A 16071-nucleotide genomic window follows, 5' to 3' on the forward strand; every position below is an offset into this window, starting at 1 on the left:
CGCGGAACAGTTACAGCCCCTGCTGGCACAGTCGGGAGTTTGACAGCGCGATGGAGAGTTGAACCGTATGCCGACGACACGGCCCGTTCCGTCCCTATTATTGACCGATTTGTATCAGCTCACCATGGCGCAAGCCTACTGGAAGTCGGGGCGCGGCGAAAAAGAAGCTGTCTTCCAGATGTTTTTCCGCCGGCACCCGTTCGACGGTGGCTTTACCATTGCCTGTGGGCTGCACTCGCTCATCGAAATGCTGGTAGAAGCTACTTTTGATGACAGTGACCTGGCTTATCTGGCCAGCCTTCCGGGGCGGGATGGTCAGCCGCTGTTTGAGCCTGACTTTCTGGCGACGCTGCGCGACTTTCGGCTGGTGTGCGACATCGACGCCATCCCCGAAGGCACGATTGTCTTTCCCTTCGAGCCACTCGTGCGGGTGACGGGGCCGCTCGTGCAGGCCCAACTGCTTGAAACCATCATTCTCAACATCATCAACTTCCAGACCCTCATCGCCACGAAAGCGGCGCGGATTTGCCTGGCGGCGCAGGGGGAACCGGTCATCGAGTTTGGGCTGCGCCGGGCGCAGGGACCGGATGGGGGGCTGTCGGCCAGCCGGGCGGCCTATGTCGGCGGCTGTGCGGCGACCTCGAACGTACTGGCTGGCAAGGTGTATGGCATTCCGGTACGCGGCACGCATGCCCACAGTTGGGTGATGTCCTTTGGCGACGAGCTGGAGGCATTTCGCACCTATGCGGCGGCGATGCCCAACAACTGTGTCTTTCTGGTGGATACCTACGACACGCTCGAAGGCGTGCGCCATGCCATCGAGGTTGGCCGCTGGCTCCGCGAGCAGGGCCATGAAATGATCGGTATCCGGCTTGATTCGGGAGACCTGGCCTACCTGAGCATCGAAGCGCGCAAAATGCTCGATGCCGCCGGCTTCCCGGACGCCAGCATCGTTGCCAGCAATGACCTCGATGAAACCATCATCAACAGCCTCAAGCAGCAGGGAGCCTGCATCAACGTGTGGGGCGTGGGCACGAAACTCGTGACCGGCTACGACCAGCCGACGTTGGGCGGCGTCTATAAGCTGACGGCGCTGCGTGACCGTGGTGACGACTCCTGGCGCTACTGCATCAAGCTGTCGGAGCAGTCCATCAAGATTTCGACGCCAGGTATTCACCAGGTGCGGCGCTACAGCGTGGATGGCGAACTCATCGGCGACGCCATCTATGACCTTCCCTCACCGCCGGCTTCCGGGTGCGTCATTATTGACCCCCTCGATCCGACCCGGCGCAAGCGCATCCCGGCTGAGGCGACGTACGAAGACCTGCTCGTGCCTGTGTTTCGGCGGGGTGCGTGTGTGTATGGGATGCCGTCCCTGGAAGCCGTCCGGCAGCGGGCGCAATCAGGGCTGGCCCGGCTGGCGCCGGGGCTGAAGCGGTTTGTCAATCCGCACATCTACCCGGTAGGGCTGGAACAATCCCTCTACGACCTGAAGATGCGGCTGATTCTGCAGGCGCGCAACGGTGGTCACTAGCCGAAGCCAGGGACAGTGGACAGGCTGCCGTGGCTGCCGGTCGTGTCGCTAGGTTGCGCGCCCGTAGTCGTCCTGAAGCCGGATGATGTCGTCTTCGCCCAGGTAGTCGCCACGTTGAACTTCGATGAGCACCAGCAGGATGTCATCCGGGTTGGCAATGCGGTGCGCTGCGCCTACCGGCACATCCACGGCTTCGCCGGTGTGGACAAGGTGTTCGTGGCCGTCGAGTGTCACCTGGGCGCGTCCCTGCACCACGATCCAGTGCTCATGCCGCCGCGTGTGCTTCTGGTAGCTCAGGCGCCGGCCCGGCAGAACTTCGATGCGTTTGACCTTGTAACCTGGGCCTTCGTCGAGAACAACATACTGCCCCCAGGGGCGCCGGTCGTATTCCAACGCGCGTTCCAACCCGCGTGGATGTTCAATGGCAGGGATCACGTCACTCATGAGGTCTGGTCATGTGATGTCTGGCTATGCCGTTGGGGTTTGAATACAGCGTTCAATAAACTCGTCCGGGCGTTTTGGATGGCAGGGGCGTTGGTTTCCCATCCGGGGGCCTGTGCTAGACTTGCATACCGCCGGGAAACCTAGCTGAAAGCCACGGAGCGGTTCAAGCATGGGCCTGTTTGACAAGGTTCGCTCGATGCGCGAACAGGTCGTTGGACTCATTGCCGACATCCGCCAGCGACACGACATCGAGGAACTGGAGCGGAAACTGGCGGCTGCCCCGGAAGACACTTTCCTGATGCAGCAGTTGAGCGATGCCTATCAGCAGGCCGGTCAGAGCCGGCAGGCGGTGGACCTGCTCTGTCGCATTGGGGAACTCTATCGGTTGCAGGGAAATCCTGAGACGGCGTTGGCTTACTTCCGGCGCGCGGAGCGCCTGGCCACCAGCGACGAACGCCTGCGGCTTCTGCGGTTGATGGTGGAACTGATGATCCAGTTGGGGCGCTACAGTGATGCTTTTGAGCGCGCACAACAGGTCGTCGAACTTCTTCTGACCCACCACGAGTTGGCCGCAGCCCGTGGCTATGTCGAAACTCTGCCGCTGCTGGGCGAGCAGGATGCCAAGTACCGCAAGGAACTCGTTGATCTGGTCAACATCAACCGGCAGGAATGGGCCCAGGGAGCGCGTGGTACATGGCTGGACCCTGGCGGGGAGCGGTCATTCAGCTCCGAACACCGGGAGCAGTTTCCTGACCAGACCATTCTGGTGGTGGATGATGAGCCGGGCACCTGTGAAGTGCTGAATCTGTGTCTGCGCCGCCTGGGCTGCACCGTACTCACGGCCGAGGATGGCGAGGCTGCGCAGGAAGTCGCGCTGCGACACCAGCCCTCACTCATTATCTGCGACCTGCTGATGCCCCGGATGGATGGCCGCCAGTTTTTCGATTGGACGCGCCGGCATCCCACGCTCCGGGACGTGCCCTTCGTGTGCCTGTCATCCAAGGGACAGCCGGAGGAGCGGCTGGCCGCTTTTGAGCGGGGCGTCGAGGATTACTGGGTCAAACCTTTCAGTGCCGTCGAACTGACCTTTCGTGTCAAGAACCTGTTGCGTCGGCTGCAACCCAATGCCGATTTTCGCGGCAGGCTTCAGGAAGTCTCCCTGCCTGAAGTGCTCCAAATCATTGAAGGGGGGCGTAAAACCGGGCTGCTCAAGGTGACTGCCGCCGGGCGCGAGGCGCGGATATACATCCGCGAGGGACAAATTCTGGATGCTGAGCTGGCGTCGTACCAGGGGGCGCGCGTGGTGTACATCGTCATCGGCTGGGTGCGCGGTGAGTTTTCCTTTCGGAGCACTCCTGTGGAACGCCCAGCCCAGATTTGCCTGACAACGCAGCAGCTTTTGCTGGAAGCTGTCCGCCGCTATGACGAAACCCAGTCCCTGCTCGATGCCGAGCCGGACCTGGACCGTCCATACATCGTGAGTGACACCTTTGCCTCTTTGGTGGTCCCGGAGGATTTTGCTTCGGAAATCAGCTTTCTCAAGGCGTTGTTTGACGGGCAGCGCACCTTCCGGGAGTGCTTACAGTCGCTGGAGGGGGATTTGGAGTCTATGCAGATGGTGGTTGAGTTGCGCCGTGAAGGCCTGCTCGTTCCGGCTCCAGCCCGGCTTTAGTCACACCAGCGCGGCTCACAACCGGGTTCAAAACAGCCTGCACATCGGTGTGGCTTCATGGTATCGTCGCGCCCAAATCCGCTTCATCCCGTCCCATTCATCTTTCCCCTGGAGACTCATACATCTGTGCGTAAACAAGTCCACCGTTGGTTTAGTCCACACCTTGGCAAGGAAATGCCAATTGCCGTGTATGGCCACTATGGCAAGCCGTTGCTGATGTTCCCCACGGCGGCGGCCGACTTTGAGGAATACGAGCGTTTTCTGGTGATTGATGTACTGCGTCCCTACATTGATGCCGGGATTGTCAAAATCTACTCCATCAACAGTATCAACCGTGAAAGCTGGATGAACGAGCACCTGCATCCAGCCCAGCGGGCAGCGCGCCAAACGGCCTACAGTTACTATGTTGCTCGTGAAGTATGCCCATTTATCCGCAGCGACTGTGGTGGCTCGCCTATCAAGATTGCTGCGACTGGAGCCAGTTTTGGTGCCTACCACGCGGCTAACTCCGTGTTCCGAAATCCAGACCTTTTTGACACCCTGATCGCGATGTCCGGTTCGTATGACATCCGCCCGTGGTGTGATGGGTTTCACAACGATGATGTGTACTTCAACAACCCCATTGAGTACCTGCAGAATCTGAACGACGACTACTTCCTGCCGTTGTTGCGGTACCATACGGATATTCACATCATTTCAGGGCAGGGGGCTTATGAGGCACCGGAGCGGTCGCGTGACCTGTCACGGGTGCTGTACAGCCGTGGGATTCCGCACTCGCTCGATCTGTGGGGCTATGATGTCAATCATGACTGGCCGTGGTGGCGGCGCATGCTGGACCTCTATGTGCCACGCCTCTTTCATGCCTATGGTCCGAAGTGACGGCGCCGGCGGCTGTCTCCCTTGCTCCCGGTGACAGGCCGTGACGCCAACCAACCGTGGCAGTGTTCTGCCCAAGTGAGGTTTGCATCCATGGTGAAGCGTTGGATTTCAGGCAGGTTTCCCTGCGTCGCTGCGTCGCTGGGGCTGTTAATCGCCGGGTGGCTGTCTCTGCCGGTAGCGGCTCAGGTGGCAACGGGAACCTCAACGAAGATTACAACCATCAAGCAGGTTCTGACCGGTGATACCGTTGTGCTGCAAGATGGGACGATTGTACGCCTGATTGGCATCCTCGCCCCTCCTTCAGGGCCGGCGGCCGAACAGGCGCGGGAACGAGTTCGGCAGCTCGTTCTGGGCAAGAGTGTTGAGGTCTGGCTTGAAAACCAGAACCTCGATCTGGGACACCGGGACAAGTATGGGCGGCAACTGTCCTACATCTACTTGCTGCCAAGCCGGAAGCTGCTCAATGCCGAAATCCTGCGCAATGGCGATGCCTACTACTTCAGCCAGCACTTTATTGACGTGCGGACGAAAAACATTCTGCTGGCTGCGGAATATCAGGCCCGGAAGGCCAGGTTGGGCGTCTGGGCGCAGGCTACGGAATCACCCGAAGCCATCGCCAAGCGCGAAGGGCGTGTCTATGAAGAACCGGCCTTTATGCCTCCAGAGAAAGAGGAAGCTCCGGCTGATGGTGGGTATTCTGAGGCAGCATCTGGTATGGCCACGACGGGACGTGAGATAAGCGGCAGCGCCCTGGGTCCGTCGGTGTCCGGGGTACCAACTGCGCCCCTGGCCCCGGAACTTGACCCTAAAGCGACCTACAGTGACATACGGGTTGAAAGCTGCGCGGTGCTCGATGTGCCGACGCTGGGGCCGGTTGCCCTCATTGGAGTCCAGAACAGCACCGCCAAAGCTGGTGAAGCGGCCCGGCTTGAAACCGTCAAACTGGTGCAGGGCAAGCGCCTGCGCTTTGAGTATGATCCGGTCAATGCCGCCCGTGGCCACCGCGACCGGGAGGGACGGTTGCTGGTGTATGCCTTCCTGCCGGATGGTGCCCTGCTGAACCTGCAGATTGTGGCGCGGGGCATTGCTGACGTGGATATTGACTACGACTACAAATACAAGATGGAGATGGTGACGGCACGCGACAATGCCCGCATCCGGGAGCTTGGGCCGCGCTGGCGCAGTGACATTCCACGGACGGTCTCCCTCGACCGTGTTCGGGCTTCGTTGGTCAGGCTTATGAATGAGCAGTTCGGACGCGCCGGCGCGCGGATTGAGCTGGTTGGCGACGCACAGGATATCCTGCGTATTATGCATGACTCGATTGACGAACCGACGGCCGGGCAGTTGTATCGTGCCCTGTCCATCAGTGAAGGCGGCAACCTACCGCTGCTGCGCAGTAGTGGCATCCGGGAAATCCAGTTCACGGATACCAGGGCGACAAAGATTTTTCGATTCCCACTATGAGCTGGTGGGGGGCGCGCCGGGCGTGAACCTGCTGCCGGCCCATGGTCATTCCGAGGGCTGAGATGTCCAACCCACGCCGTCAAAACCTGTCTGACCCCTATCACCTGGTGGGCACCGTCATCAACGGCAAGTATCGGTTGGATGCGGTGCTGGGCATTGGGGGTATGGGCATTGTCTATCTGGCCCAGCACTTGGGAATCAACCGCAGCCTGGCGCTCAAGGTGCTCAAGCCTGACGTTGCTGCGGCGGATACGACCATTGCGGAGGCTTTTCACCGGGAAGCCAGAATTTCCGGCGGACTGTCTCATCCCAACATCATCTCCGTCACCGATGCCGACACCCTGCCGGATGGCACACCCTTCATGGCGATGGAGTTGCTGGAGTCGCCAACGCTTGAAGATGAACTCCAGCGGAGCAGGAAGTTTCCGCTTGACCGGATTGAGCGCATCCTGAGTCAAATCTGCGATGCCCTCCACTATGCCCACCGGTCGGGTTTGGTGCACCGCGATCTCAAACCGGCCAACATTGCCCTCGTCGGAGCGGGCCAGCCGACCGAGCAGGTCAAAATTCTCGACTTTGGGATTGCCAAATCGCTGGATGAGGGCGTCGGCAAGGTCAGCCAGGCCATCGGAACGCCGCTCTATGCCTCCCCGGAACAGTTTATTCACGGCGGCGACATTGATCCCCGCGCTGACCTCTACAGTCTGGCCGTGATTCTGTATCGCATGCTGACCGGGGTACTGCCGTTTCAGGGCAAGACAATTGGTGAAATTGTTTCCATGCATCTGACAGCGCCGCCGCCGCCGCTGCGGACGCACGCGCCGGAGCTGCCGGAGTCGCTGGAGGCCTTTGTCATTGGGGCATTGGCCAAAAAGCCGGACGGGCGTCCCGCAACGGCTTTGGATTTTCTGGCTGGCTTCCGGGCGGCACGGCAGGGCACTCTGATTGGAGAGACGAGCGCACCGTTGCTCGGCAGCGGGACCGACCTCATCGCGGCGGTGCTCGATACGCCCCTGCCCACTCCGCCATCCACAACGCCGCCCGGCATCGCTGAAGCAACGGGCAATATCACGACTTCACGGGTGTCGCCGACACGTCCCTCCGGGCTGTCTCCAACGCTTCCTGCGGCTGGCAGCCCAGACCAGCCATCGCTGGTCTCCAGGACGCTCACCCTGAGCCAGACGGCCCACCGGGACGCTCTACCTCCCCCGACTGGATATGCCACACCCGATGCCGCCCCCTCGCCTTCACGGTTGGGGATTCCCGTGTGGGCTGTAGCGGTAGCAGCTTTGCTGGTTGTTGGGCTGTTGCTGGGGATAGGGGTGTATCTCATGAAGGGTCGTGCGGCCGGTTCAGGGGTTGAAACTTCCAGTGCAACTGATGGAGGCTCCTCTCCCTCTGTAACGGACAAAGCCCCCTCTCCGGTATCGGCGTCAGTGTCTGATGCGCTGCGCACCCGCTTTGACCAGGTCTCACAACAGGTTTACCAGGCAGTTGAACCACTTGCGCTGGATGGGCAGGAAGACCCACTGCTGCGTGAACTGCAGCAGGCGACCACCTTGCATCCGGCAGCCATTGACTCACATCGCCAGCGGGTTGAGATGGCTGAAAGCCAGGTGGCGCAGGCCGCTGAAAAGTGGTCGCGCGCCACGACGCCAGACACATGCGCAGCAGAGTACCGCACTTTGGGAGAGCGCTACCAGCAGCTTCGGGATGCCCTGCACAACTACGGTGTTTCGGTCCGCAACCTGGGAAATGCCTTTGCGCGAAGGGATTTCGATATGTCCCAGCCTCCTGACCGGCTTGCCGAATCAGAACGGCGGGAACTTGGACGTGACCGCTCGCTGCTGGAAGGTGCCTGGCGCGATACCCGCCGGGCGGAGAGCCGGTTTCGCGACTGCACAGGGTTATAACACCAATGTCTGGTGCCAGGTCTGGTTGTAATGGGCTTACCCTCTCACGCCGGACGAAAATGCCTTGTTTCGGGTGTTGTGGGTCAAGTATTTTCCCGTGGGCTTTGACCCTGGTGCTTGGTGAGCCGAATCTCTTGAATGCCTGGAGGGGCTTCCGATTATGGAAGACAACACGACCCCTGACGTACCTTCAACGGAGGACCCAAATGAAGTCCCGAAAGATGACCAACCCTTTGCTGGTTTTCCACGGGAAGAGTTGCTGGCCTTCGTGCGCGGTGTGGCCAACATCATAGCCGCCGATGGCAAAGTAGCCGAGGAAGAGCGCGTGATGCTCTACGGACTCATTCACCAGACTGGTCTTTCCATTCTCGATGACGATGTCAAAGCGGCTGTCGAAGCCGAGCTTGCGGGTCCATCGCCGATTGAAAAAGTCATCAAGCCTGTTACCAACCCGCTCCTGCGCCGGGCGTTGTATCAGACCTGCGTTGAAGTGGCCGTCGCAGATGGTCACCTGGCGGACGAGGAGCGTTTGAAGCTCGTTGAAATTGCCGGATTGTTTGGCCTGAACACCGACGCAGCGCGCGATTTTATCCAGTGGACGCTCGACAGCATAGCCATTGAACAGCGCGGTCGGGAAATTATCGCCAAGCTTTGAAACCTCTTGGACAGATTGCCCGCAGCAGAAAAAGCGCCAAGGTAACTTCCCTGGCGCTTTTGCACTTGAGCCTGATGTTGGGTTGATGTTTTTTGTCGCAGTTGTGGAAGCCGGTTCAGCGCTATACCGTAAACGAAGAACCACAGCCACACGAGCCGGTTGCCGAGGGGTTCTTGAACGTAAAGCCTGAACCCATCACGCTCGACACATAGTCAATTTCCACGCCTTCCAGGTACTGCCCGCTGAAGGGGTCCACGAACAGGCGGATGCCGCCGTTGCTTTCGTGGACGATGATTTCATCATCCTCACGTGGGGCATCTTCCACGTCGAGTCCGTACTGAAAGCCTGAGCACCCGCCAGGCATGACGCGGACCCGCAATCCGCCTTCTGCCCCAATGTTTTCGGATGCCATAAACTTCTTTACTTCTTCAACTGCCCTGGCTGTCAAAAAAATCATGACCGCACGCCTCATCCAAAATAGAGATTCGGTGACCTGATTGGTCTTTACTGAATTTCAGCCGACTGTGTCAACGAACGCTCCCGACACAGCTTTGAGAGAAAAAACCGGCCGAACCCCGGCAACGTGTGGGATTGGGGGCAGCCTGTCCCTTCCGTTACGCTGGGGTGCAGCAATCGACCTGGGGAACACTCCCAAGCCTTCGCTAAGATTTTGAAGTGAGGACGATGCGCTTTGGCTCCTCGCTGGCCGCGCTCTTGGCGGCTGGTGCAGCGGTATCCGTCGTGGCTGGCGTCCCAGACAAACCCGCCATGATGCCGCGCATGGCAGAGACGGGCAGCGCCGTCAGTTCGCCAATGGCATCAAGCCCTTTGAACGGGAGGCTTGGGATGAACTTCAGCACCGAAAGCGTGGTTTCGACGCCAACCTGGTGCAGATGGAAGACTTTTTCCGACAGGGGAAGATTTGAGAAATTGCCTTCAGTCGAACTCATGTGAGACTTCTCCGTAAACGCGAGGGAGGTGAATGCCTGTCAGGAGCATACACGATGATGGGTGTTGGGCGAAACCTTCATTGGCATGGCCGGTTGTGGTAAACAACGGTCTGGCAAAGCAGTCAGACCGGTCCTGCTGTGACACCGCGCCACGGCTGTGGAATAACCCACTGGCTCAGGGCAGATAGCCGCCCCGCCTGCCGCCCAGTCGTCGCTCTCTTTCCTGCTTCCCGACCAGCCAGAACAGCGGCCAGAACGCACCGGCCAGGGCTGCGGCGACCAGGTTGCCCGGCATCTTGAGCGCTTGGATGAAGGTGTAAATCCCAACGGCGAGATACAGCAGCAGCAGGAAGCTGATGAGCCAGTACATGTGAGTTCTCCAGACTTCGGTTGCGCGTGACACCGACGTGCATTCATTTCCTGGGGACGCTCAAACCATACCACGTCCGGCCTGTACGCCAAGCCACACCGCTCATTCGTCCGCCCACGGGGGAGCGTCGGTTGCCGGCGCGCGTTCGTGGTCCAGATGCCATTGAAGGGGGTTGTCCAGGATGTAGGCGCGGATGCGGTTGAGGGATTCCGCGTGGCGGATGATGTGCTCGTAATAATTGCGTTGCCAGATGATGGCGCCGGCCGTGCCACGGTGTTCGTTGATGCGTTTGGTGGATACCGTTTTGAATGCGCCGATCAAACGGCCGAGGGGTTTGCGTTTTCCCGCAGGAACGGTCGGCGTGGTGGGGGTGGTTGGTGCGGCGGTCGGTGCCATGGTGGTAGGGGCGGTTCGCGAACCGCCCCTACCATGCTAACCGCCCGTAACATCAAAACCGTCCGCAACATCATCACCGCCCCTGCCATCGGAACCGTCCGTGCCGCCGGAACCGTTCCGGCCATCGCCCGTGATCACGATGATTCCGTGCAGGTGGTTGGGCATGACCACCCATTCGTCCAATTCCACATAATCGTATTGCGTCGCCAGCCACCGCCAGGATTCGGCAACAATTTCCCCGTATTCATTCAACCGCATTTCACCCGCCACGATCTCCCCAAACAGACACACCCGCCCCTGCGTGCAGAGGGTGACAAAATACGCCCCCATCCGGGTGTAATCGCAGTCCTTCAGGCGGATTGAACGGCGGTGATGCCTTTCAGGGTCATACCGCATGCTGCCGGCTCCCTGCCTTTTCCAGCCCTGCCCGCGCCAGCGCCATGACGGCTCCACAGGCGGATGAGGCGGTCGTCCTACGGCAGTGCACTGACCTTCGGAATGTAGGACATCACCTGCTGCGTAAAGGTGATGAGTTGGGTAAACGTCCAGCTTCCAAAGAAAATCAGCGTCAGTACGGTAGCAATCATCTTGGGCACGAACGTCAGCGTCTGCTCCTGAATTTGCGTCAGGGCTTGCAGCAGGCTGATAACCAGCCCCACGACAAGACTCACCACCAGCGCCGGCAGGGACAAAATGAGAATCAGCCAGAGGGTTTGGTTGGCCAGCGTCAAAAATGTCTGCATAGGCGCACCTGTTGCACGAAGCCGTCAGGCATACACGAAGCCGTCAGGCATAGCTGAGCACGAGATTCTGGATGAGCGTCACCCAGCCTTTGACCAGCACAAAGAGCAGCAGTTTGAAAGGCAGGGAAATCATCGTCGGCGACAGCATGAACATCCCCATCGCCTGCAGGATGTTCGACACGAGCATGTCAATGACGAGGAAGGGAATGAACAGCAGGAAGCCAATCTGAAACGCCTCGGTCAACTGGCTGGTGACAAACGCCGGCACGACGACGCGGAAATCCCGTACCGTAATGGCATTCGGGTCCTTGCCGTTTTTCTGCGCCAGACGCTGGGCCAGCCCCAGAAACAGACGGCGGTCGGCTTCGTGGGCATTGCGTTCGAGAAAGGCACGGAGTGGCTCCTTGCCCTTGTCCAGCGCCTTGAACAGCGTATCCGCCCGCATTTCCGTGAAAACCGGCGCGGTGGCGTCCGACAGGCCGGCTTCCTCCAGCATTTTCTCAGCGACAGGCGCCATGATGAATATCGTCAGAATGAGCGAAATCCCGGTGATGACCTGGTTGGGCGGCACCTGCTGCGTGCCCAGCGCGTTTCTGAGGATGGAAAGGACAACCGAGATTTTGACGAACGAGGTCATCATGATGAGCGCAAACGGAGCCAGCGCCAGCGCGCCCAGGGTGACAACCAACACCACCGGGTTCGCCTGAAGCGCCCCCTGCGCCGTCGCCACCAGAGACGAACTGATGCCCATCCCGGCAAAGAGGGAAAGCGTCGCCACGGCTTTCACAAGACCAGAACGCAATGCCATCCGCGCCTCACTTTCGCATCAGCCACCGCCCGACGGACTGCGCCAGCAGCGGCGGCGGTTGGGAGGTCTCACGTGCTGCCAGGTGCTTCTCGACGGCAGCCGCATCGAGGGTTTCCATCACCTGAAGTCCGGCTTCCGACACGCCGACCAGCAGGTACTTTCCGTTGACTTCAACGACATACAGCGTCCGGCGCGGTTCGAGCGGCAGAACGTCCACAATGTGCATCAACCCGGTCGGCCGGCGCAGACCGAGGCCGCCCAGTTTCGGCAGGACAACCCGCAGGGTGACATAAGCGACGCTACAGACAATCCCCAGCGCGACGAGGGTCTGGAGCAGTGCCCAAAAGAAACCGCCGCCGGTTGGCGGAAGCGGTTCAGTGGTGGCCTGCCATCCGATGAGCGCCAGCATGGCTTAGCTCCGTGCCTGGGTGATGCGTACCCCCAGACGGCCCTCGACATCCACGAGTTCACCGCGCGCAATGGGACGGCCATCAATCGTCAGCGTCACCGGATCGGTCGGCTTGCAACCGAGTTCAAGGACGTACCCTGTGCGCAACTGGGCCACTTCCTCAAGGCGCAGGCGGCGCGCCGCCAGCTCGATGCGTACCGTCACGGCAAGGTCATCCAGGGATACGGCCGGTGGCGTGGCCGTTTCTTCAGTCGGCATGGAAGTTTCCTCAGACGAAAGCATGGGTAATGTGGGAACGATGTCCTGGATGGTCAAGCGAAATTCGTCATCCAGTTCACCGAACAGCATCAGGGTTTCTGGAACGCCTACCGTGACGCTCCCGATGCCGCCCGGCTGGAGCACCGACTGGATTGTTTCGAGGATGACAAAGTCGCCGATTTCGAGCGTGCGAAGCTCTCCGTAGGTCGCTTCGACCAGTCCGATGACCAGTGCGGCGGAAAACGTCGGCTGCACCCTGGCCAGCTCAGCCACGTGCTTCTGGCGAATGAGCGCCAGTGTGGGGTCGGAAACCGGCCGCGCCAAGAGGTGGCTGCCCACCTGGCGAAATGCTTCGAGCGTTGCCGCGTCCAGGATGAATTCGGCAAATCCGACGGCTTCGGCAAACTTCAGGCTGACGGTGCCCACCAGATAGCGGGTCGGGGTGTCGGACGTGGCGGCCGACTGGAAATGTCCAAAGGACAGCCAGCGCGCGCAGGATGTCAGCCGCAGCGTCGGCTCGCCAAGCAAGGCGTTGACATCCCAGGCCAGGGTAAGCAGCAAAAACTCCAGCGCCGCTGCCTCGGCTGAAGTGACCTGGCGCAGACCGTCCGGTGGTGTGCCGTTGCCGCCCAGCATCCGTTCCACAAGCGCCGCCGCAAAGCTGGCGTCCGTTTGCAGAAACAGAGTCGCTCCCGGTTGACCAACGCCAAAAGTGGCGCAGAAACGGTGACTGTCTGTGGTTTGCCCAAGTTCGGCTGCGCTGACTTCAGACCAACCGAAGGAAGTCATCCCGAACAGTTCCGGCGGCGTACGGAGAATGGTCAGCAGCCGGGGCGCTGCCGCCCGGAACATCGCCCCGAAAAGCCAGGTCGGCACACTGCCCAGTCCGCGGCTGGCCTCGACTTCGGCCCGGGAGCATTTGGGCAGGGTGTCCGTCCAGTGCCGCTCGCGGGCAAGCGGCTCCTCTGTTGGCGGGGGCATCGCCGCTTCCGGTTCAACCGGGGCTACAGGCTGGGCAAACAGATCAAAAGCAAAGGGATCATCCAGGGTTTGACTCATGAGCGGTGTTTCCTCAATTCCACTGCTCGGCCACCCGCGCCGGCGCGAGGCTACAGGGTGCGCATGACCAGAGCCAGGATGTCCTCGCGTTCACCTTTCACCGGATTGAAAGACAGGCAGATGTCTTCCAGGGTCAGGTCGGTAATTGCCGCCGCCGTATCGGCATCGGTTGGCACGCCGACTTCCCGGTATTGCATCGGGACGCCACACCGTTGCTTCAACTCACGTACGGCGGCAATGGCGGCCGCTGCCAGAGCCTCGGTGGATTGCCCCGTGTCGGCAATGCCCATGGCGCGGGCAACGGCGGCGTAGTAGGTCGCCACCGCCGGCAGGTTGAACTCCATGACAAAGGGCAGGGCAATTGAGTTGGACAGCCCGTGATGCACGCCAAACAGCGCGCCGACGGAGTGGGCAATGGCATGCACCGCGCCGACTGGCGAGTTGGAAAATGCCATGGCGGCCATAGTCGCCGCATACTGCATTTTGGCACGGGCTTCGGTCGGCCCCGGCTCCCGGACGGCCGCTTCCAGATTGTCGGCAATGAGTTCAATTGCGCCCAGAGCCAGGGCTGCCGAGATGGGTTCGCGCTCAACGCAGGAATAGGCCTCGATGGCATGGGTGAGCGCGTCAAATCCCGTCCAGGCAACGAGTTTGGCCGGCAGCGTCGCCACCATGTTGGGATCGAGGATGGCCATGCGCGGAAACATGAATGGGCTGGCGATGGTGAGTTTGCGGCGCTGAACGTTGTCTTTGACAACCGCCGCCAGCGTGACTTCACTGCCCGTGCCGACTGTGGTGGGAATGGCCAGAATCGGTGTGATGGGTCCGGGCACCATAAAGCCCCCTTCGTACTCACTGACCTCGCCACCGTAAGCAGCAATGATGGCCGAAACCTTGGCCGTATCCATGACACTGCCGCCGCCCACGGCCACAATAAGCGACACCTGCGCTTCGTTGAGTTTGGCTGCCGCGCGCTTGACATACTCCGTATCCGATTCGGCCGGTACGTCATCCATGACGGCCACAATGGTGTAATCCGAATCGGCAAAGGCCTGCCGGACAACATCGAGCAAACCGGCTGCCGCCACACCGGCGTCGGTAAAGATGGCGAGGCGGGTGCGTTCGGCCAAATCGGGAGCAAGCTGGAGTTCAACGGTCAAATTGCTGACTTTGCCAATCCCGTACTTGATTTCGGTCGGAACGGCAAACGTGGCATCAGGGCGGGTCAGGGGTGGATTGCCGGAGATGAAGCCCATCAGAGAAGGTCCTCGGTTGTGTGGAGATGAAGTTGGGAGCGCAGGCAGGTCACACCTGGCCCGGTCACTATAGCGTAGCGTCCGGCCGGACGCACGAGCACCGCTTATGTCTCTCCCGCCAGCCTGTTCCGGCAGCCTTTCGTTTTCCGAACCGGTGTCATTCAGCCAGAGTTTCCACGGGGTCAAGCCGCGCCGCCCGCCAGGCCGGATACAGCGCGCCCAGCGCCGTACTGAGCAGGCTGATGAGTGTCGCCAGGCCCAGCCAGCGGAGTTCGATTTCCGGGCGCAGAGCGGTAAAGGTCGTGATACCGGCAACAGCCAGATACGCGGCTCCAATTCCCAGCAGCAGACCGAGCAGTCCGACAAACAGCGCCTCGGCTTCGATGGCCTGAATGATCCACCACGGCGACGCCCCAAGTGATTTCAGAATCCCGATGTCCCGCTTGCGTTCGGCGATCGTGGTGTACATCGTCAGAAAAACAAACGTGATGCCGACGGCCACCGCCAGCCCGATGACCAGTTTGAGAAAGGTGTTGAGCGCCGGAATGCCCTGCTCGTAAGCCGCCGGCAGGTCGCGGATGAGAATCACCGTGTTGTCGGGCAGTTCCTCGACGATGTGGGCGGCGACGGCTTCCTGTTCGGCCGGGTTGATGCACTTGACGTAGATAAACGTGCACCGTTCCGGGGCGGCGAGCAGCTTCTGCATCGTGGCAAGTTGCATTTTGAAGCGGGCCGTACCGGCTTCCGGCACATACACGCCCGTAATCCGAAAGGGGCGTTCAAAAACCATGACCGTATCGCCGATGGCCACCCGCCGGGTACGGATGAACTCGGCATCCACAATGGCGTCGTATTCCTCAACCGGCGGCGTCCCGGCCTGAAGGCGGATACCGGTCAGGCGCTGGTAGCTTTCCCACTCGATGCCCTCGATGATTTCCACGCCGATGCCATAGTCACTTGGTTTGAGATACTGCCCTACCGGAGCCGCGTCGGCCACGCCGGCAATCTGCCGCAGGCGGTCGGTGTACTGGATTGGCATAACCAGCGCCGAGGTGGAAGTCAGGTTGAAATCGCGCCAGAACATCAGTTCCGCCCGGACGTTTGTTTCCCGCTGGGCGCGTCCGCGCTGGGAGCCGTTGACCAGACCGGCATTGACCAGAATGAGGGTGACGGCCAGCGCCACGCCAAAGGCGCTGAGCGCCGTCCGCACGGGCCGGTGCCGTAGATTTGACCAGACAAGTTGAAACAGCATCGGGAA

18 protein-coding genes are annotated in these 16071 nt (G+C 60.5%); 6 read left to right on the plus strand and 12 right to left on the minus strand.

Going from position 1 to position 16071, the window contains the following annotated elements:
• The first annotated feature begins 67 nt into the window (after window positions 1-67).
• A complete protein-coding gene (locus tag J8C01_RS12220) occupies window positions 68-1534 on the plus strand; it encodes a nicotinate phosphoribosyltransferase (protein WP_211433134.1) in 1467 nt (488 codons plus the stop codon).
• 48 nt (window positions 1535-1582) lie between these two features.
• On the opposite strand, the gene J8C01_RS12225 is transcribed toward J8C01_RS12220, so the two are convergent.
• Window positions 1583-1978: a phosphomannose isomerase type II C-terminal cupin domain gene (locus tag J8C01_RS12225; RefSeq protein ID WP_211433135.1), complete on the minus strand. Its 396-nt coding sequence runs from the start codon at window positions 1976-1978 to the stop codon at window positions 1583-1585.
• A 169-nt stretch (window positions 1979-2147) separates the two neighbouring features.
• Here J8C01_RS12225 and J8C01_RS12230 point away from each other — a divergent pair, with 169 nt between their 5' ends.
• The 5 genes from J8C01_RS12230 (at window position 2148) to J8C01_RS12250 (ending at window position 8564) form a co-directional block, all read left to right on the plus strand.
• On the plus strand, window positions 2148-3650 hold the full coding sequence (locus J8C01_RS12230; protein ID WP_211433136.1) for a DUF4388 domain-containing protein: 1503 nt from the start codon (window positions 2148-2150) through the stop codon (window positions 3648-3650).
• Between the two features lie 126 nt (window positions 3651-3776).
• Window positions 3777-4529 (plus strand): esterase family protein, encoded by a 753-nt coding sequence (locus J8C01_RS12235; protein WP_041570004.1) that lies wholly within the window; start codon window positions 3777-3779, stop codon window positions 4527-4529.
• A 90-nt stretch (window positions 4530-4619) separates the two neighbouring features.
• On the plus strand, window positions 4620-5996 hold the full coding sequence (locus J8C01_RS12240) for a thermonuclease family protein (protein WP_211433137.1): 1377 nt from the start codon (window positions 4620-4622) through the stop codon (window positions 5994-5996).
• A 62-nt stretch (window positions 5997-6058) separates the two neighbouring features.
• Window positions 6059-7909: a serine/threonine-protein kinase gene (locus tag J8C01_RS12245; protein WP_211433138.1), complete on the plus strand. Its 1851-nt coding sequence runs from the start codon at window positions 6059-6061 to the stop codon at window positions 7907-7909.
• Between the two features lie 160 nt (window positions 7910-8069).
• Complete coding sequence (locus J8C01_RS12250; protein WP_014101280.1) at window positions 8070-8564, plus strand: tellurite resistance TerB family protein; 495 nt, start codon at window positions 8070-8072, stop codon at window positions 8562-8564.
• Window positions 8565-8685: 121 nt separating this feature from the next.
• On the opposite strand, the gene J8C01_RS12255 is transcribed toward J8C01_RS12250, so the two are convergent.
• The 11 genes from J8C01_RS12255 to J8C01_RS12300 form a co-directional block, all read right to left on the minus strand.
• Window positions 8686-9021 carry a HesB/IscA family protein gene (locus J8C01_RS12255; protein WP_211433139.1) on the minus strand — a complete coding sequence of 112 codons (336 nt, stop codon included), beginning with the start codon at window positions 9019-9021 and terminating at the stop codon, window positions 8686-8688.
• Window positions 9022-9226: 205 nt separating this feature from the next.
• Window positions 9227-9514 (minus strand): hypothetical protein, encoded by a 288-nt coding sequence (locus J8C01_RS12260; RefSeq protein ID WP_014101278.1) that lies wholly within the window; start codon window positions 9512-9514, stop codon window positions 9227-9229.
• Window positions 9515-9689: 175 nt separating this feature from the next.
• Window positions 9690-9884 (minus strand): hypothetical protein, encoded by a 195-nt coding sequence (locus tag J8C01_RS12265; RefSeq protein WP_014101277.1) that lies wholly within the window; start codon window positions 9882-9884, stop codon window positions 9690-9692.
• A gap of 102 nt (window positions 9885-9986) precedes the next feature.
• Window positions 9987-10280, minus strand: a complete 294-nt coding sequence (locus J8C01_RS15640; RefSeq protein WP_371821116.1) for a transposase — start codon at window positions 10278-10280, stop codon at window positions 9987-9989.
• 36 nt (window positions 10281-10316) lie between these two features.
• Window positions 10317-10676: a hypothetical protein gene (locus J8C01_RS15645; RefSeq protein ID WP_371821117.1), complete on the minus strand. Its 360-nt coding sequence runs from the start codon at window positions 10674-10676 to the stop codon at window positions 10317-10319.
• Window positions 10677-10753: 77 nt separating this feature from the next.
• Window positions 10754-11023 (minus strand): flagellar biosynthesis protein FliQ, encoded by a 270-nt coding sequence (fliQ, locus tag J8C01_RS12275; protein ID WP_014101275.1) that lies wholly within the window; start codon window positions 11021-11023, stop codon window positions 10754-10756.
• A gap of 43 nt (window positions 11024-11066) precedes the next feature.
• A complete protein-coding gene (gene sctR / locus J8C01_RS12280) occupies window positions 11067-11831 on the minus strand; it encodes a type III secretion system export apparatus subunit SctR (protein WP_014101274.1) in 765 nt (254 codons plus the stop codon).
• Window positions 11832-11838: 7 nt separating this feature from the next.
• A complete protein-coding gene (locus tag J8C01_RS12285; RefSeq protein ID WP_014101273.1) occupies window positions 11839-12240 on the minus strand; it encodes a FliO/MopB family protein in 402 nt (133 codons plus the stop codon).
• Window positions 12241-12243: 3 nt separating this feature from the next.
• On the minus strand, window positions 12244-13557 hold the full coding sequence (gene sctQ, locus J8C01_RS12290) for a type III secretion system cytoplasmic ring protein SctQ (protein WP_211433140.1): 1314 nt from the start codon (window positions 13555-13557) through the stop codon (window positions 12244-12246).
• Between the two features lie 50 nt (window positions 13558-13607).
• Window positions 13608-14813 carry an iron-containing alcohol dehydrogenase gene (locus J8C01_RS12295; RefSeq protein WP_211433141.1) on the minus strand — a complete coding sequence of 402 codons (1206 nt, stop codon included), beginning with the start codon at window positions 14811-14813 and terminating at the stop codon, window positions 13608-13610.
• 157 nt (window positions 14814-14970) lie between these two features.
• A complete protein-coding gene (locus J8C01_RS12300) occupies window positions 14971-16065 on the minus strand; it encodes an ABC transporter permease (protein ID WP_211433142.1) in 1095 nt (364 codons plus the stop codon).
• Between the last annotated feature and the right edge of the window lie 6 nt (window positions 16066-16071).

It is taken from the genome of Chloracidobacterium sp. D (genome assembly GCF_018304685.1).
GTDB lineage: Bacteria > Acidobacteriota > Blastocatellia > Chloracidobacteriales > Chloracidobacteriaceae > Chloracidobacterium > Chloracidobacterium thermophilum.